The following is a 17381-nucleotide window of genomic DNA, read 5'->3' as shown; positions in this document are numbered from 1 at the left end:
CCATGAACACCGGTCTGTCTCGCCCCAAGGACCAGATCCGCTGGCTGCTGCTTGAGGGCATCAGCCCGTCAGCGACCGACGTACTCGCCGCGTCCGGTTACACCAACGTTCAACTGCTCAAGACCGCGCTCGACAAGGAAGCCCTGAAGGACGCGCTGCAGGGCGTGCACATCCTCGGCATCCGCTCGCGCACCCAGGTTGATGCGGAGATCCTGGAAGCTGCGCAGACGCTGGTTGCCGTCGGCTGCTTCTCGGTCGGCACCAATCAGGTCGACCTGGTGTCGGCCAACCGGCGCGGCATCACGGTGTTCAACGCGCCGTTTTCCAACACGCGCAGCGTCGCCGAACTGACCCTCGCCGAGATCGTCATGCTGATGCGCGGCACTTTCCAGAAGTCGATGGCCGCCCACAACGGCCGCTGGCTGAAGAGTGCGGCCGGCAGCAACGAGGTGCGCGGCAAGACGCTCGGCATCGTCGGTTACGGCAACATTGGCTCGCAGCTCTCCATGCTCGCCGAGGCGATGGGCATGCGGGTGATCTTCTTCGACCAGACCGACAAGCTGCGCCACGGCAATGTCGAGCCGACCGAGACGCTGCACGCGCTTCTGGAAGCCTCCGATGTCGTGTCCCTGCATCTGCCGCAAACGCCGGAGACGCGCGGCATGATCGGACGCGCCGAGATCGCCGCCATGAAGAAGGGCGCCTATCTCATCAACAACGCCCGCGGCACGGTGCTCGATATCGACGCACTCGCCGATGCGCTGAAGTCGGGCCATCTGGCGGGAGCCGCCGTCGACGTCTTCCCGAGCGAGCCGAAGTCGAACGACGAGGAATTCCTGTCGCCGCTGCGCGGGCTCGACAACGTCATCCTGACGCCGCATGTCGGCGGTTCCACCGAAGAGGCGCAGGAGCGCATCGGTGAGGAAGTCGCCCGCCGGCTGGTGGAATATTCCGACGTCGGCTCCACCATCGGTGCGGTGAATTTCCCCCAGGTGCAGCTGCCCAAGGGAACCAACAACACCCGCTTCATCCAGGTGCAGCGCAATGCGCCCGGCGAACTCGGCAAGCTCAACGACCTCTTCGCCAAGTGGAAGGTCAACATCGCCGCGCAGCATTATCAGACCGACGGCGAGATCGGTTACGTCGTGCTCGACGCCGACGGACCGGTGGAGGACGCCGTCACCCTTCTGGAGGAAATCCGCAAGCTGTCGGGCACGATCCGCGCGCGGCTGCTCAACCGGGTGTAGGCGCGCGGCCCTTGACCGCAGTCGCGAGCGCCCCATCCTGAAGCGTCTGCAAGACGCCTGCGGGCGCTCGAAGGAGACGATCACGATGGACCTCAACGCCGACTTCGAACAGCCGGTCGCCGTTCATGCCGGCGAGCTGGAATGGCGTGCCTCGCCCATGCCGGGCGTCAGCCGGCGCATGCTCGACCGGATCGGCGACGAGGTGGCCCGCGCCACCTCCATCGTGCGCTACGACGCGGGAAGTGCCTTTTCCGCCCACACCCACGGCGGCGGTGAGGAGTTCTTCGTGCTGGAGGGCGTGTTCCAGGACGAGCATGGCGACTATCCGGCCGGCACCTATGTGCGCAATCCACCCGGATCGAGCCACACGCCCGCCTCGAAGGACGGCTGCGTCATCTTCGTCAAGCTCTGGCAGTTCGACCCCGCCGACAAGAGCCATGTGATCGTCGACACCAACAAGGCCGCGCCAGTGCCCCATCGCGACCGGCCGGGCGTCTGCGTGCTGCCGCTGTTTGCCGACGATCATGAGGACGTGCGCGTCGAGCATTGGGAGCCGGATTCCGAGGTCGGCCTCGATGTCGCCGGCGGGGCGGAACTGCTCGTGCTCGACGGAAGCTTGCGCCACGGCGACGAGATCTTCGGCCGCAACGGCTGGATCCGTCTTCCGGTCGGCGCGCGGCTGCAGGCTGTCGCCGGAGCGCAGGGCGCGCGCGTCCTCGTCAAGACCGGCCACCTGCGGGAGGTCACCGCGCCGACGGGCGGCTGAGCGCTCCCCGCGCCCTACTGCCGGATCGCTTCGAGATCGATGCGGATCGGCACCTCGTCGCCGACAAGGCCGTTTTCCACCGCATAGGTCATGCCGAAATCGGAGCGCTTCAGCGTCGTCGTCGCGCTGATGCCGATCACATAGGTGCCGCCGAAGGGATAGGGGCCGACCTTGTTCAAGGTGACGTCGAGGGTCACCGGCTGCGTCACGCCGCGCAGGGTGAGGTCGCCGGTCACCATGCCGCTGCGCGGTGTTTCTTCCGCGTTCGAGGTCATCTGGAAAGTGATGTCGGGATGCGCTTCGGCTGAAAGAAAGTCGTCGGAGCGCAGATGCTCGTCGCGCCGCTCATTGTTGGAAAACACGCTGTCTGCCAAGATGGTGACCGTGAGATCGGACAGCGTGCGGGTCTCCTCGTCGTAGGTGAAGGAGCCTTCGCCCTTCAGGAACAGGCCCCAGGTCGGCCCGTAGCCGATGTGGTCGGCGTTGAAGACAATCGAAAAATGCGCCGGATCGATCCTGAAATCGCGCGGGTCCGCGCGCGCCGGATCGGCCGGCGCGATCCATGCCGCAACGAGGGCGAGGGCTGCGAGAGTTCCGTAACGACGCATTCTGACCTCCCTTTGTAGACCTGCGGGGTATCGGCGCATGCCGGGCCGCAACCAAGGATATAGGCAAGCCTTTGGCGCGCGGCGAGGGGGAGGCCGTCAGTCGTTCCACAGCCAGGCGGCGCCACGCACGCCGGAGCTGTCGCCGTGTTTCGCCTTGCGGATCGGCACTTCATACTGGTCGGAGAAGATGTAGGGCGCCATGGCCTCCGGCAGTCGCGCATAGAGCTCGTCGACGTTCGACATGCCGCCGCCAAGCACGAAGACATCCGGATCGAGGATGTTGGCGACCATCGCCATTGCCCGGGCAAGCCGCGAGATGTAGCGCTCCAGCGCCTCTTGCGCCTCGACCTCTCCGCTGCGCGCGCGGGCGACGATCTCATGCCCGGTGGCGGCCGCGCCGGTGACCCGTTCGTAGTCCCACTGGAACCCGGTTCCCGAGCACATCCGGTCGATGGTACCGCGATGCCCGGTCCAGCACTCGGGGCCGGGAAACTCGTCCTCGCTCATCCACGGCACGGGGATGTTGCCCCATTCCCCGCCGATGCCGTTGGCGCCGCGATGGGCCACGCCGTTGATGGCGATCCCCGACCCGCATCCGGTGCCGATGATGATCGCATGAACGACCCGCGCGCCGGCGCCGGCCCCGTCGGTCGCCTCCGAGACCGCCAGGCAGTTCGCGTCGTTCTGGATGCGCACGGGCCGTTGGAGCGCGGCCTCGAGATCGCGGTCGAGCGGCTGTCCGTTCATCCAGGTGGAGTTGGCGTTCTTGACGAGCCCGGTCGCCGGCGACAGCGATCCGGGAATGCCAAGGCCAACGCTGCCGGTTTCGCCGGTCGCAGCCTCGGCAGCCTTCACAAGGGCTGCGACCGCGCGAACGCAGCCGTCGTAGTCGTCGCGCGGGGTCGCGATCCGCTGGCGGAAGCGCTCCGTTCCGTCGGCTGCGAGCGCGATCGCCTCCATCTTGGTTCCGCCCCAGTCGATGCCGATCCTGAGCCGCCGTGAGGTGTCCTGCGTCATGGCGTTTTGGTGTCTCCCTGTCGCTCGGCGTCCCGTGCCCGGCGCGCCGCCAGCGCCGTTTTCAGATCCGGGGCGGCGGCGACCAGCATGCGCGTATACGGATGCCGGGGATGGTCGAACACGCGCGCCGTGCGCCCGCGCTCCACGATCTTTCCGCCGTTCATCACCATGACCTCGTCGGTGATCGCCCGCACCACGCTGAGGTCGTGCGAGATGAACAGATAGGCGAGGCCGAGCTTCGCGCGCAAGCTCGCCAGCAGGTCGAGCACCTGCGCGCGGATCGAGACATCGAGCGCGGACACCGGCTCGTCGGCGATGATCAGCCGCGGCCGGGTGACCAATGCGCGCGCGATCGCGATGCGCTGGCGCTGGCCGCCGGAAAACTCATGCGGATATTTGCTCGCATCCTCGGCGCTCAGGCCCACTTCGCTCAAGGCTTGTGCGACGCGGTCGCGTTTTTCGCTCGGGCCGATCTCGCCGCGCATCAGATGCAGCGGTTCCGCCACCACCCGGCCGATGCGATGGCGCGGATTGAAACTGCCGTAAGGGTCCTGAAACACCACCTGCACGGCGCGGTGCACGGCCTCGCGGGCATCGCCGCGCGCGGAAAACGGATCGCGGCCAAGAACCGACAGCGTGCCGCTGTCGGGGGCTTCGAGGGCAAGCAGCGTGCGCGCCAGCGTGGACTTGCCGCAGCCGGATTCCCCGACCAACCCGACGCTCTGCCCGGCGCGGATATCGAAGCTCACGCCCTTGACGGCGGTCAGCCGGCGCGGCTTTTCGAAGAAGCGCTTGCGCGGCTGGGGGTAGCTGCGCACCAGGTCGCGCACGCTCAGGAGCAATTCGTCGGAGGCGGCGCGGCCCGGGCGGATCGGCCGCCGTGCGCGGATCGGGACATGATTGGAGGCCGCCATCAGCGCCCTGGAATAGGGATGCGTGAGATTGGCGAAGAGCGACACCGTCGGCCCGCTTTCCACGATCTCGCCCTCCCGCATGATCGCCACCCGGTCCGCCATTTGCGCCACCACGGCAAGATCGTGGCTGATCAGCAGGCAGCCCATCCGGTTCTCGTCCACGATTTCCTGAATGAGGGCAAGGATCTGCGCCTGGATGGTGACGTCGAGCGCGGTTGTCGGCTCATCGGCGATCAGGAGGTCCGGGCGGCAGGCAATCGCCATGGCGATGACGACGCGCTGGCGCTGACCGCCGGAGAGCTGATGCGGGTAGCGCTCGCCGGTCACCCGCGCCCGCGTCAGTCCCACCCGGTCGAGCAGCGTGCGGGCGCGCTCCGCCGCAACGGCGCGGGACACGCGCATGTGCCAGAAGATCCCTTCGGCAATCTGGTCGCCGATGGTCCTGACCGGGTTCAGCGCGGTCATCGGCTCCTGAAACACCATGCCGATGCGCCGGCCGCGCAACTTGCACATCTCCGCTTCGCGCAATTGCAGAAGGTCCTGCCCGTTCAGCGGTAGCTGTCCCGCCACCGTCGCGCCATGCGGCAGAAGCCCCATGGCGGCGAGCGCCGTCATCGACTTGCCGGAGCCGCTCTCGCCGACGAGGCCGAGCGTTTCGCCGGCGGCAATGTCGAAACTGACACCTTTCAGGATCTGTTTTCCGTGAATTTCGACCCTCAGGTCCCGCGCCTGGAACAGCATGTCAGGCCGCCCGTCGCTTCAGGCGCGGGTCGAGCAGGTCGCGCAGGCCGTCGCCGAGCAGGTTGAGGCCGATCACGGTGACGACGATGGCCAGCCCCGGATAGAGCGCAAGCGTCGGCGCCAGCATCATCATCGTCTGCGCCTCGTTCAGCATGCGGCCCCAGGAGGCGAGCGGCGGCTGCGCGCCGAGGCCGACATAGGACAGCCCGGCTTCCGCCAGAATGCCGAGCGAGAACTGGATGGTTCCCTGCACGATCAGGAGGTTCGCGATATTCGGCAGGATGTGCTCCGCGATGATGCGGATTTCACCCTTGCCCGAAACCCGCGCCGCCAGCACGAATTCGCGCGACTTGGTGGCGAGCGCGCCGCCGCGTGCGACGCGCGCGAAAACCGGGATGTTGAAGATGCCGATGGCGATGATGGCGTTGATCGCGCCGGCGCCGAACAAGGCAGTGATCATCACCGCCGACAGGAGCGTCGGAAAGGCGAAGATGAGATCGTTGACCCGCATCAGCCCCTCGTCGAGCCAGCCGCCGCGCGCGGCGGCGATCAGTCCGAGCGGCACGCCGAGGCAAACGCCGATCCCGACCGCCAAGAGCGCGACGGCGATGGATGTGCGCGCGCCGACCATCAGCATCGACAGCATGTCGCGGCCGTATTGATCCGTGCCGAGCGGATGCGCCAGCGACGATCCCTTCAGCCGGTCGGCGACGGAGAGCGCGTCGATGGCATAGGGCGTCCACACCAGCGAGACAAGGGCCGCCACCAACACCAGCGTGACGATGGCGCCGCCGGCAAGCAGCGTGCGGTGGCGCATGAGCAGAAAGACGAGCGGCAGGGCGGGCGGGGTCTGGCTCACGGGTTCACCGTTTCCTCAGCCGCGGATCGGCCGCGGCATAGGCCATGTCGACGAGGAAGGTCACCACAATGACGGTGCCGACCAGAAGCACGACGACGCTTTTCACCACGATCAGGTCGCGCTGGGTGATCGCCTGGAAGATCAGCCGTCCCAGTCCCGGCAGATAGAAGACGTTTTCGATGATGATCGTGCCGGCGATCAGGAAGGAGAATTGCAGGCCGAGGATCGTCAGCACCGGAATGAAGGCATTGCGCACCGCGTGCCGCCACAGCGTCGCGTTGCGGGTCAGCCCCTTGGCGCGCGCCGTGCGCACATAGTCCTCATGCAGCGCGTCGATCAGGGCGGAGCGCATGACGCGCGCAAGGATTGCCGCCTGCGGCAGCGCCAGCGCGATGGCGGGAAGGGTCAGCGCTAGAAGTGCCGGACCGATGCCGCCCCCCCAGCCCGGAAACCCGCCTGACGGGACGAGGCGCAAGGTCACCGCGAAGACATAGACCAGCAGCATGGCGAACCAGAAATTCGGGATCGCGATGCCGATCTGCGTCAGCGCCATGATGCCGCCGTCCTGCCAGCCGCCGCGATGGCGCGCGGCATAGACGCCGACGGGAATGGCAATGACGGTGGAAAGCGCCAGCGCGATCAACGCCAGGGGCAGCGACACGACGGCGCGATCCGCCACCAGATCGGCAACGGGCACGGAATAGGTATAGGAGGTGCCGAGGTCGCCGGTCGCAAAGCCGCCGATCCAGGCGAGATAGCGGACCCAGGCGGGCCGGTCGAGGCCGAGCTCCTGGCGAAGGGCCGCCAGCGTGTCGTCCTGCGCGTTCAGCCCGAGCATCAGCTGTGCCGGATCGCCCGGCAGGATCTCCAGCACCACGAACGCCAGAAGCGTCGCGACGAGGAGCGTCGCAGCCAGGCTGGCGAAGCGTTTGGCGGCATAGACCAGCATCCAGGAGCGGACCTTCGTCGCGCGGTGTGAGGGAGCATGAGAATGCGGGGCACGAACAACGAAAACAGCCTAGCGCGGAACCGCGCACAAGCAAAGACATCAGCGCAGGCCGCCAGATTGTCGTCCGGTACCATGTTCTGGTCCTGCGGTTCCGGTCGAGTCTTCCACAGGCTGCAGCGCAAGAAATCGGCCGGATCTCAAGACGTGTTGAGGCCTTGCGGTGTTAGATAAAGTTAACGTAGGGTCCAACCGCAGTATTTCGGGTGTTTTTGAGGTTTGAGACTCTGGTTGAAAAAGGCAATATGACCTCAATTTCAGGGTGTTTTTTTAATGTAAGTTGTCATCGTTGTGACGTTCAGGTCATTTTGCTGGATTTGAGTTTTTAATTACGCTCGGTTATACGACCCCGCAATGATCGGGAAAATCAAAAGACGTTGTCCAGAGCGATGCGGCGCCGGTGTGCCGGCGTCGACATGCGCCGCTTGCCGGCCTTGCTTGCTGTCCCGATCGTTTCTTCTTCTCCCCAAAAATTCAGGATGATTTCATGCGGAAACTGACCTTGACGGCGGCCGCTCTCGCGGCTTCGTGTCTCCTGCCGCTTTCGGCGCAGGCTGAGGAGGCATCTTGCGGTGAGGTGTCGATCACCCAGATGAACTGGGCATCGGCCGAAATCGTGACCACCGTCGCGAAGTTCATCATGGAACAGGGCTACGGCTGCACCGTTTCCGCCGTTCCCTCCGACACGGTTCCGGCGATGGCTTCGGTTGCCGAAAACGGCGAGCCGGACATCGTGACCGAGCTTTGGCAGAACTCCGTGGGCGACGTTTATGAACGCCTCATCGCGGAAAAAAAGCTCAAGCAGGCCGGCGAAGTGCTGGCGCCGGGCGGTATCGAGGGCTGGTGGCTGCCGGCCTATTTGGTCGAGGCGCATCCCGAGCTCGCGACCATCGACGGCGTGATGGCCAATCCCGAGCTCGTTGGCGGCCGCTTCAACAACTGCCCGGAAGGGTGGGGCTGCCGGGTTGTCAGCGACAATCTGATCCGTGCCTTCGATCTGGAATCGTCGGGCATCGAGGTGTTCAACCACGGCTCCGGTGAGACCCTGGCCTCCTCCATGGCCGCGGCCTACGCGGACAACGAGCCCTGGTTCGGCTACTACTGGGGCCCGACCGTTCCGCTCGGCAAGTTCGACATGGTGAAGGTGGACCTCGGTGAGTACGATGAGGCGGCCCATGCCGCCAATCAGAACAAAGACAATCCGAACCCCAAGCCGTCCGGCTTCCCCACGGCCAAGATCTACACCGCGATCCTGACCGATCTGGAAAAGCGGGAGCCGGCTATCGCCGAACTCATGTCGAAGATGACCTTCAAGACCGACACGATGAGCGCACTGCTCGCCTGGAAGGACGAGAACAACGCCTCCGCCGAGGAGGCCGCGGTCTACTACCTCACCAATCATCAGGACGAGTGGGGTCCCTGGCTCAGCGACGCGGCGCGCGAGCGCCTGGCAAAGTTGCTCCAGTAATCCGGAGCGACGGCGAAGGCCCCCCTTCGACCCTGCGGACGGAGCCGGAACCGGCTCCGTCCTTTTCATTGCAACACCTTGTCTTGCAACAACAACAAGGGCGGACCGATCCGGTCCGGAACAATCAATGGCAACTTATGACGGTGTGTTCGATACGCTCGGGCTGAGGGCATGGTGCGATGCCTCCGGCAACGACGGGCCGATGTCCATGGCCGACCTGATGGCCCGGACCGGCGGAGACGACGCCGGAGCGGGCTCGCTTCGCGATCTTCCCTTTCCCTCCCTCGATGCGCTTCACGAAGCCTGCGGCGCGATCCCGCAGTCGCGCGACCTGACACTCGGCCTCGAGCAGGGTTTCCTGGCCATTCGCGACGGTCTGCGCATTGTCATCGACCCGCTGACGCAACCCTTGAGCTGGATGCTCAGCGACATGATCTGGGTGATGACCTCCACACCCTGGTGGATCGTCATTCCCGCCCTTCTGCTCCTGGCCTTTTTCGTGGCGCGCTCCTGGAAGGTGGTGGGCTTCGTCGCCGCGACGCTCGGTCTGCTGGCGTTCATCGACCATTTTGAGCCGGCGATGGAGACGCTTGCCATCATCTTCGTCTGCGCCTTCATATGCGTTCTCTTCGGTGTCCCTATCGGCATCGCGATGTCTCGCTCCGACAGGATGCAACGCATCGGGATCCCCATTCTGGACATGCTGCAAACGCTGCCGCCCTTCGTCTATCTGATTCCGCTGATCTTTCTCTTCTCGGTGACCGAGCCGAAGCTCTACGGCATCGCCATTATTCTCTACGCCATCGTTCCGGTCATTCGCCTGACCGATCTCGGTATCCGTCTGGTCGACCAGAGCGTGGTCGAGGCCGCCGACGCCTTCGGCATGACCAGCCGGCAGAAGCTCTTCGGCGTGCAGATCCCGCTGGCCCTGCCCAACATCATGGCCGGTGTGAACCAGACCATCATGATGAGCCTCGCCATGGTGGTGATCGCCTCGCTCGTTTCCGCGCCCGGCCTCGGCGTCCTGGTGCTGCGCGGCATTCGCAACCTGGAACTCGGCGTCGGCCTGGTTGCCGGTCTCGGCATCGTGATGATCGCCATCCTGCTGGACCGCGTCACCAAGGCGGCGCTCGCCCGTGTCGATGCTAGCCAGTCCAGCCGATAGGAGCCTGCGATGACCAATCAGGTAAAAGTGTCGATCCGCCACCTCTACAAGATCTTCGGGGACGATCCCGTGACCGCGATGGAGGCGGTTGGCGAGGGCATGAGCAAGGCGGACCTGCTCGAGACCCACAACCATGTGCTCGGCCTGCGCGACATCAACGTCGACATCCGCGAGACCGAGATCACGGTGATCATGGGGTTGTCGGGATCGGGCAAGTCGACCCTGATCCGCCACTTCAACCGGCTGATCGAACCGACCGCAGGCGAGGTGCTTGTCGACGGGGAGAACATTCTGGAGTGGGACGAGGCGCGGCTGCGCCAGATGCGTCGCGAAACCATGTCGATGGTCTTCCAGAAATTTGCCCTCCTGCCGCATCGAACGGTGCTCGACAACGCCGGCCTGGCCCTGGCCACGCGCGGCCGGAAACGCAAGGACTATGAGGCGGAGGCAGAGCGCTGGCTGGAGCGTGTCGGCCTCGGCGGTCTTGGCGGGCAGTTCCCGCATCAACTGTCGGGCGGCATGCAGCAGCGCGTCGGCATTGCCCGTGCCCTGACGTCCAATGCGCCGATCATGCTGATGGACGAGGCATTCTCCGCGCTCGATCCGCTGATCCGTACCGACATGCAGGATCTCCTGATCGAACTTCAGGGCGAATTGCGCAAGACCATCGTTTTCATCACCCACGATCTCGACGAGGCGCTCAAGCTCGCCGATCATCTGGTGATCCTGAACGATGGGGCGGTGGTGCAGCAGGGCGAGCCGCAGCATATCCTGCTGAATCCGGCGGACGCCTACATCGCCGACTTCGTCGCCGACATCTACCGGGCGCGCGTTTTGCGCGCGCGTTCGGTGATGCGCACGGAGCCTGTCGACGGCGAGATCGCCGGCGAGATCGACCACAACGACAATCTGGAAAGCGTGATCGAAAAGGCCGAAGGGTCGCTGTCGCCGCGTTTTCGCGTGATGCGCGACGGCAAGCCCGTCGGCACGCTGCTGATGCCCGACATCATGCGCGCGCTCGTCCCCCGCAAGGCCGAGCACGCCGCCTGATATGGCGAGCGGACAGGCGACACCCCGCCGGCTGCGCCTGCGGGGTGTGTTTTTTCTCACCTGTTGTGGTTCCGCAATCTTCCTGCGTGCAAGGCGCGGCCGGTGGCATTAGTCTCGGCGTCCCGCGCCGTTGGCAGCCTCCGGCTCCGGCGGGCGGGCCACACCCATCGACGCAACGAGAAATTCCCCGGGAGGGACCATGAACATCTGGAGCAAACTGGCGTTCGCCGCCTCCGCGCTGGCGCTTCTTCCGCTGTCGGCCGCGGCCGAAACGCGGGTCACCTACAAGTCGGCCTCGGCCGGGTCATCCTATTATCAAATGGCCGTCCAGATTGCGGAAGGCCTGAAGGCCGGCTCGAATGGCGAGATCATCCTCACTGTCGAGGAAAGCCAGGGCTCCGTGCAGAACGTCATGGAAGCCGCCGTGCGTCCGGGCAACTATGTCTTCACCACGCCACCGGTTCTCGTCTCGCTCGCACAGGGCGGCAAGGCGATGTTTAAGGGCAAGGAAAACCCGAAGTTCGCCGAGATCCGCGCGCTCTTCCCGATCCCCTCGCTGACCATGCATTTCGTCGTGCGCGACGATGCGGGGATCGAAAGCTTCGACGATCTCGCCGGCAAGACCATCCTGCTCGGCAAGGGCAGCTTCGGCGCGCGCGAGGGCGAGAAATACCTCGAACTCTTCGGCCTGAAGGACAAGGTGACGCTCGCCGACGTTGAGCTGTCCAACGCGGGACCCGCGCTGAAGAACGGCCAGATCGACGGCTTCGTCACCGCTGGCTCCTATCCCGCGCCCAATGTGATCGAGGCGGCGGCCGGCACCGGCGTGTCGATCCTGTCGCTGAGCGACGAGCAGATCGCCGAGACCAAGCGCACCAAGCTGGTCATTCCGGCCGGCACCTATGCGGGTCAGAGCGAGGACATCGTCACGACCTCGCTTCCCGTCGTCGCCTTCACCACGACGGCGATGGACGACGACACCGCCTATGAACTGACCAAGACCTTCTGGGAACAGAAGGACAAGATGAGTGCCGACGCCCCCTGGTGGAACGGCGTGTCGGATGCGCTTATTGCCAATATCACCGGCACGATCCACCCCGGCGCGCAGCGCTACTACGCCGAACGCGGGGTCGAACTGACCGACGCGCAGAAGTAAGCGCTTGCGCTTTTGGCGCAGGACCGATAGGCGAGATCGACGGCCCGGACGTCAGTGTCCGGGCCGTTTCCGTCTCATTTCATCGTGCCGGCCGGCCTGTGTTGTCAGGCTGTGGCCCGGCCTCCCGGGTTTGGTCTCATGTCCCCATCCGCGCGCCTTTTCTGGGCCGTCCTTGGCGCCGTCTCCATCGCCTTCCATCTGGCTCTGGTGTTCTCCGGTCTGGTGCCGAACCTCGTCAGCCGGCCGTTGCACATGGCGCTGGCGCTGCCCTTCGTGCTGGTGCTTCTGGCAAGAACGCCGGCAGAGCGCTGGTCCGGCGCGGCGATCGCGGCCGTCGGGATCGCCGCCTGCCTGTGGGTCGCGGTCAACGCCGACGCGCTTGGCGATCAATACGGCTATCTCGGCGGCCCCTTCCAGATGGCGGTCGCGCTGACGCTTCTGGCCGTGGTGCTGGAAATGGCGCGCCGCGCCATTGGCTGGCCGTTGCCGCTGGTGGCGGCGCTTGCGCTTGCCTATGCGGTCTGGGGCGCGGCAATCCCGGGCGAATTCGGCCATCCGGGCCTGCCGATGGCGAGCCTTTTCGGCACGCTGACGATTGCCGAGGGGGGCATCTGGGGCAAGCTCACCGGCGTGTCGGTCAATGTGGTGGCGATCTTCGTGATCTTCGGCGCGGTGCTGAACGCCGGCGAGGCGGGGCAGGGCTTCATGAATGTCGCGGCCGCCGCGGCCGGCCGGCTGCGCGGCGGCGCCGCCAAGGTCTCCGTGCTGTCGTCTGCGCTCTTCGGCTCGATCTCCGGGTCCGCCTCCGCCAATGTCGCCTCCACCGGCGCGATCACGCTGCCGGCGATGACCCGGCTCGGCTATCCGCGCGCGCTTGCCGGCGCGGTCGAGGCGGTCGCCTCCTCGGGCGGGCAGATCATGCCGCCGCTGATGGGGGCGGGCGCCTTCGTCATGGTCGAGCTGACCGGCACGCCCTATTCCGACATCGTCATGGCGGCGCTGCTGCCGGCGTTCCTCTATTTCTTCGCCGTCTGGATCGGCATCGACGCCTTCTCGCTGCGCCATTCGCTCAAGGGGCTGGCGGTGGAGGACCGGCCGTCCCTGCGCGCGGTCGCGATCACCTCGGCGTTTTTCCTGGTGCCTTTCACCGTGCTGCTCTGGGGCATGTTCGTCACCGGGGTGACGCCGCAATATGCCGCTTCGCTTGCGATCCTCGCCGGTGCGGCGCTTCTGGCGCTCGACGCCAATCTCACGCTCGACTGGAAGCGCACGCTGCTCCGGCTGGAAGAGGCCTGCATCAACGGCGGCAAGCAGATCGGCACCATCGCCGCGATCATCCTCTGCGCCTCGATCATCATCGGCGTGCTCGGCATGACCGGGCTCGGCGTGAAGATCACCTCGCTCATTCTCTCCGGCTCCGGCGGCTACCTGTGGCCGGCGCTGTTGCTCACGGCGGTTGCCTGTTTGGTGCTCGGCATGGAGGTGCCGACAACGGCCGCCTATGTGATCTGCGTATCGGTCGCGGGACCGGCGCTGATCGCGCTCGGTCTGGAGCCCTTGCAGGCGCATCTTTTCGTCTTCTGGTACGCGCTCCTGTCGACCATCACGCCCCCGGTCTGCGGCGCGGTCTTCATCGCCGCCGGCATGGTCGGCGAGAACTGGCTCAAGGTCGCGTTCTCCGCCATGGCGCTCGGCCTCGGCCTCTATCTCGTGCCGCTCGGCATGATCGCCAATCCGGCGCTGATCGCGCTCGCCGATACGCCCGTCGCCGCACTTCTCGCCGCCCTCAAGTCCGGGGCGGGCCTCGGCGCGATCTCCTTCGGCGTCATCGCCCCGCTCAGCCCGCTGCTGCGCGCCGTACTTGTCGCCGGCGGCGGGGTGCTGCTCTTCGTGTGAGGGACGGTGAAGCGAAGAAACGCTCACCGTGCCGATTTCGCGTCGTGCAGGGCCCTCCGCCGCACGCACCGCCGTCACCCCGGCCAAGCGACAGCGCGAGCCGGGGTCTATTGGTGCCCTTGGCCGGAGTGAGACGCGGTACGGTTGGGAAACGCAATGCCTCCTGCGCGCGCCCGAGCGCTTGGTGGCGTGGATTGGATCCCGGGTCGGGGCCCGGGATGACGGCGGAGAGTGGCGCGGTCTCGCTGCGCTTTGCAAACCCCAGGCGATCCCGGGATTGTTTCTGCTGGGGCGTTTCCACCCGCCGCAGCCGTCATCTCCGACTCGATCAAGGATCCATTGGCACCCTCAGCCGGTGTCGGGCGCGGTGCGGCCGATCAGTTCGGAATGCCGAGGATCAGCGCCTGCTGCGACGTGGATTGGGTACCGGCCAAGTGGCCGGAAGGACGACAGGGCGCGGGACGGTTTCGTTCCTGCAAGTTGCTCGCTCCCGCGTCCCTTGAACACCTGGCTTCACACATCAGAAGAGCGGCGGCGTCTTGCCCCGGCTCCCTGATCGCTTGTCATGCAGGCCGAGGCCCGCTCACTCCCAGGAAACGCCCGTCAGGTCGTTCGCCTGGATCGGGGAATTGACCCATAAGCCCTTCAGGCCCGAGGCCCAGACGCCGGCCTTGGCGAGCTGGAACAGATAGACGTTCACCGCATCCTCGGTGATGATCCGCTGTGCCTCGCCCATCAGAGCATAGCGTTCGTCCGTCGCCGAAGCGGTGTCCAGCTTGGCCATGGTCTCGTCGAACCGGGCGCTGTCATACTGGAAATAATAGTCCTTGCGGCCGTAAATGCCGATGTCCATCGGCTCGGTGTGGGAGACGATGGTGAAATCGAAGTCCTTGCCCTTGAACACCTCCGACAGCCACTGCGCCCACTCCAGCGGAACGATCTCCAGTTCGATGCCGATCTTCTTCAGGTCGGAGGCGATCAGCTCGCCGCCGCGCCGGGCGTAGACCGGGGGCGGCAGCTTGATCGTCGCCTTGAAACCGTCCGGATAGCCGGCCTCGGCAAGCAGCGCCTTCGCCTTGTCGAGGTCGAGCGGATAGGTGTCGGTGAGGTCGACATAGGCGGGATGATGCGGGGCGAAATGCGTGCCGATCAGCGTGCCGATGCTGAACATCGCGCCGTCGATGATCGCCTGGCGGTCGATCGCATGGGAGATCGCCCGGCGCACCCGCAGGTCGGCGAGCGGTCCGGCCTTGTTGTTCATCGCCAGGATGGTTTCGCCCTCGGTGGTGCCGACGGCGACGGTGAAGCGCGGATCGGCATCCAGCATCGGCAGGTTTTCCGGCGCCAGGAAGACCGGGAAGGCATCGATGTCGCCGGCCAGCAGCGAGGCAAGCCCTGCGCCCGGATCGGCGATCACCTTGAAGGTGGCTTTCTCCAACGCCACCGGGTCGCCCCAATAGGCATCGTTGCGCACGATCTCGACGTTGTCGCCCTGGGCCCAGTTGGAGAAGCGGAACGGACCGGTGCCGACCGGCTTCGTCTTGTTTGTCTCCGCGCTTTCCGGCGCCACCATGGCGGCGTCGCCCCAGCCGAGGTTGAAGAGGAAACCGCCGTTCGGCTTGGAAAGCGTGATCCGGACGGTCGCGGGATCGACCACCTCGACGGCTTCGATGCCGGCAAACAGCGGCTTTTGCGCGTTGGTGCTGTCCTCCGCGCGGGCGCGGTCGAGCGAGAACTTCACATCCTCCGCGTCAAAGCTCGTGCCGTCATGGAAGGTCACGCCGTCCTGAAGCTGGAAGGTATAGGTCAGTCCGTCCTCGGAGATCGTCCAGCTCTTGGCGAGCAAGGGCTGCACGGCGCCGTTCCTGTCGATGCGGGTCAGGCCCTCGAAGATGTTGGCATAGGTGATTTCATCGATTGCCGCGGCCGCGCCCGCCGTGGGGTCGAGATGCGGCGGCTCCAGCTGGACGCCGAGCACGATATCGGTGCGGGCCGCCTCGGCGGGCAGCGGGGCGAAGGCCGCTGCCGCGCCGATCACGAGGCCGGCGGCGAGTGCCGCGCGCCGGTTGAAGAATGCCATCATCGAAAAACCTCCCGTTTTCGTGCGGCGCCCGAGGTCGGGCGCCGTGCCGTCGCATGACTGCGTCGCGCGTGCGTGCGAGCCTAGCGCCCGGCGGTCAAAAGCGCCACGGTCGCCTGCGCCATCACCTTGGCGCTGTCGACCATGTCGTCGATGCCGACGAATTCGTCCGGCCGGTGGGCCATGTCGAGAATGCCCGGGCCATAGGCGATGCAATCGTGCAGATGGCCGATGCGGGCGATGTGTTTCTGATCGTAGGTGCCGGGCGAGATCACATAGTCGGGCGCCTTCGACAGCACATCGCGAATGCCGTCGGCGACCGCGCGCACCACCGGAGCGTCCCGGTCGGTCATCGTCGGGATCACCTCCATCAGGTCGCGGATCCGGTAGTCGAATTTTTCCCGCGTGCGGGCGAGGTCGTCGAGAATGTCCATCACCTCGCCCTTCACCTCCTCCAGGCTTTCCTCGATCAGGTAGCGGCGGTCGATCACCATCCGGCAGCTGTCGGGCACGCAAGGCGAGGGCAGACCGTCGAAGCCTTCCGGCTGGCCGCCATGCATCGAGTTGATGTTGAGCGTCGAGGAGCGCGCGCCTTCGGGCACCACGGGCATGTCGGTGTGTTTGGCGGCAAGCTTGGGGTAGAGATCGCGCTCGAAGCGCTCCAGCACGGCTCCCATGTGGCGCACGGCGCAATCGCCGAGGAACGGCATGGAGCCATGCGCGATGGAGCCGCGCGTCTCGATCTCCGCCCACCACACGCCGCGATGGCCGAGGCAGATTCGATCCTTGTTGAGCGGCTCGGGTATGATCACGTGGTCGACGCGCGGCTTGGAGAACAGCCCTTTGGAGGCCAGATAGGCGACGCCGCCGAAGCCGCCGGATTCCTCGTCGACCGTGCCGGAAATCTCGATGGCGCCGGGAAATTCCGGCATGGCTTCCAGAAGAGCCTCGATTGCGATGATGGAGGCAGCGAGTCCGCCCTTCATGTCGCAGGCGCCGCGCCCGTAAACCCTGCCGTCGCGCACGACGCCGGCAAAAGGCTCGACGCTCCAGCCGTGACCGGCCTCGACCACATCGATGTGGGAATTGAAATGAACGCAGGGGCCGGGGCGCCGGCCCTCGATGCGGGCCACCACATTGGTGCGCGGATAGCGGGCGCTGTCGCCCGGCGTGTCCTCGCCGCGCATGTAGCTCACCTGGAAGCCGCGCCGGGCGAGCCGGGTGCCGATGAACTCCGCGCAGGGCGTGTAGGCTTCGCCCGGAGGGTTGACGGTCGGTATGCGGATCAGGTCCTGGGTCAACCGCACAAGCTCGTCGCGCTTGTCGTCGACGCGCCGAAAAAGCGCCTCCAGCATGTCGCCTCCCGTGATAGGACAGAGCCGGGCGACCACGAACTTGCACCGGTTGT

The 17381-nt window shown here is 65.9% G+C and carries 14 protein-coding genes; 7 read left to right on the top strand and 7 right to left on the bottom strand.

Annotated features, from left to right (window positions below; genetic code table 11):
* Positions 1-2: 2 nt before the first annotated feature.
* Both serA and LC092_RS02490 read left to right on the top strand, forming a co-directional pair.
* Positions 3-1247, top strand: a complete 1245-nt coding sequence (serA, locus tag LC092_RS02495; protein ID WP_224804703.1) for a phosphoglycerate dehydrogenase — start codon at positions 3-5, stop codon at positions 1245-1247.
* A gap of 85 nt (positions 1248-1332) precedes the next feature.
* Entirely contained in the window at positions 1333-2013 is a 681-nt protein-coding gene (locus tag LC092_RS02490) for a cupin domain-containing protein (protein WP_224804700.1), read from the top strand.
* 14 nt (positions 2014-2027) lie between these two features.
* Here the strand turns inward: LC092_RS02490 and LC092_RS02485 are convergent, their stop codons facing one another.
* From LC092_RS02485 to LC092_RS02465, 5 genes are all read right to left on the bottom strand, one after another.
* On the bottom strand, positions 2028-2621 hold the full coding sequence (locus LC092_RS02485) for a YceI family protein (RefSeq protein ID WP_224804699.1): 594 nt from the start codon (positions 2619-2621) through the stop codon (positions 2028-2030).
* Positions 2622-2717: 96 nt separating this feature from the next.
* A complete protein-coding gene (gene mak, locus LC092_RS02480) occupies positions 2718-3638 on the bottom strand; it encodes a fructokinase (protein WP_224804697.1) in 921 nt (306 codons plus the stop codon).
* Positions 3635-5293, bottom strand: a complete 1659-nt coding sequence (locus LC092_RS02475; RefSeq protein WP_224804694.1) for an ABC transporter ATP-binding protein — start codon at positions 5291-5293, stop codon at positions 3635-3637. The genes mak and LC092_RS02475 overlap by 4 nt, the downstream gene beginning before the upstream one ends.
* 1 nt (position 5294) lies before the next feature.
* A complete protein-coding gene (locus tag LC092_RS02470) occupies positions 5295-6110 on the bottom strand; it encodes an ABC transporter permease (protein ID WP_224804915.1) in 816 nt (271 codons plus the stop codon).
* A gap of 46 nt (positions 6111-6156) precedes the next feature.
* Entirely contained in the window at positions 6157-7101 is a 945-nt protein-coding gene (locus tag LC092_RS02465; protein WP_224804692.1) for an ABC transporter permease, read from the bottom strand.
* A gap of 544 nt (positions 7102-7645) precedes the next feature.
* Here LC092_RS02465 and LC092_RS02460 point away from each other — a divergent pair.
* The 5 genes from LC092_RS02460 (at position 7646) to LC092_RS02440 (ending at position 13893) form a co-directional block, all read left to right on the top strand.
* Entirely contained in the window at positions 7646-8626 is a 981-nt protein-coding gene (locus tag LC092_RS02460) for an ABC transporter substrate-binding protein (RefSeq protein ID WP_224804690.1), read from the top strand.
* Positions 8627-8753: 127 nt separating this feature from the next.
* Positions 8754-9791, top strand: coding sequence for an ABC transporter permease (locus LC092_RS02455; RefSeq protein ID WP_224804688.1), 1038 nt, complete (start codon positions 8754-8756; stop codon positions 9789-9791).
* Between the two features lie 9 nt (positions 9792-9800).
* Positions 9801-10841 (top strand): quaternary amine ABC transporter ATP-binding protein, encoded by a 1041-nt coding sequence (locus tag LC092_RS02450; RefSeq protein WP_224804686.1) that lies wholly within the window; start codon positions 9801-9803, stop codon positions 10839-10841.
* Between the two features lie 199 nt (positions 10842-11040).
* Positions 11041-11997 (top strand): TAXI family TRAP transporter solute-binding subunit, encoded by a 957-nt coding sequence (locus LC092_RS02445; RefSeq protein WP_224804684.1) that lies wholly within the window; start codon positions 11041-11043, stop codon positions 11995-11997.
* 138 nt (positions 11998-12135) lie between these two features.
* Positions 12136-13893 carry a TRAP transporter permease gene (locus LC092_RS02440; protein ID WP_224804683.1) on the top strand — a complete coding sequence of 586 codons (1758 nt, stop codon included), beginning with the start codon at positions 12136-12138 and terminating at the stop codon, positions 13891-13893.
* 583 nt (positions 13894-14476) lie between these two features.
* Here LC092_RS02440 and LC092_RS02435 read toward each other — a convergent pair.
* Positions 14477-15976, bottom strand: a complete 1500-nt coding sequence (locus LC092_RS02435; protein WP_412103508.1) for an ABC transporter substrate-binding protein — start codon at positions 15974-15976, stop codon at positions 14477-14479.
* Between the two features lie 80 nt (positions 15977-16056).
* Positions 16057-17328, bottom strand: a complete 1272-nt coding sequence (locus LC092_RS02430) for an acetylornithine deacetylase/succinyl-diaminopimelate desuccinylase family protein (protein WP_224804681.1) — start codon at positions 17326-17328, stop codon at positions 16057-16059.
* Positions 17329-17381: the final 53 nt, after the last annotated feature.

It is taken from the genome of Stappia stellulata (assembly GCF_020176715.1).
Lineage (GTDB): Bacteria > Pseudomonadota > Alphaproteobacteria > Rhizobiales > Stappiaceae > Stappia.
Note: the sequence above shows the minus strand (reverse complement) of the source record. Positions and strands in the feature narration are given on the sequence as shown.

Coding starts and splice junctions, on each gene's coding strand:
- serA (WP_224804703.1), top strand. CDS start 3: ATGAACACCGGTCTGTCTCGCCCCAAGGACCAGATCCGCTGGCTGCTG.
- LC092_RS02490 (WP_224804700.1), top strand. CDS start 1,333: ATGGACCTCAACGCCGACTTCGAACAGCCGGTCGCCGTTCATGCCGGC.
- LC092_RS02485 (WP_224804699.1), bottom strand. CDS start 2,621: ATGCGTCGTTACGGAACTCTCGCAGCCCTCGCCCTCGTTGCGGCATGG.
- mak (WP_224804697.1), bottom strand. CDS start 3,638: ATGACGCAGGACACCTCACGGCGGCTCAGGATCGGCATCGACTGGGGC.
- LC092_RS02475 (WP_224804694.1), bottom strand. CDS start 5,293: ATGCTGTTCCAGGCGCGGGACCTGAGGGTCGAAATTCACGGAAAACAG.
- LC092_RS02470 (WP_224804915.1), bottom strand. CDS start 6,110: ATGCGCCACCGCACGCTGCTTGCCGGCGGCGCCATCGTCACGCTGGTG.
- LC092_RS02465 (WP_224804692.1), bottom strand. CDS start 7,101: ATGCTGGTCTATGCCGCCAAACGCTTCGCCAGCCTGGCTGCGACGCTC.
- LC092_RS02460 (WP_224804690.1), top strand. CDS start 7,646: ATGCGGAAACTGACCTTGACGGCGGCCGCTCTCGCGGCTTCGTGTCTC.
- LC092_RS02455 (WP_224804688.1), top strand. CDS start 8,754: ATGGCAACTTATGACGGTGTGTTCGATACGCTCGGGCTGAGGGCATGG.
- LC092_RS02450 (WP_224804686.1), top strand. CDS start 9,801: ATGACCAATCAGGTAAAAGTGTCGATCCGCCACCTCTACAAGATCTTC.
- LC092_RS02445 (WP_224804684.1), top strand. CDS start 11,041: ATGAACATCTGGAGCAAACTGGCGTTCGCCGCCTCCGCGCTGGCGCTT.
- LC092_RS02440 (WP_224804683.1), top strand. CDS start 12,136: ATGTCCCCATCCGCGCGCCTTTTCTGGGCCGTCCTTGGCGCCGTCTCC.
- LC092_RS02435 (WP_412103508.1), bottom strand. CDS start 15,976: ATGATGGCATTCTTCAACCGGCGCGCGGCACTCGCCGCCGGCCTCGTG.
- LC092_RS02430 (WP_224804681.1), bottom strand. CDS start 17,328: ATGCTGGAGGCGCTTTTTCGGCGCGTCGACGACAAGCGCGACGAGCTT.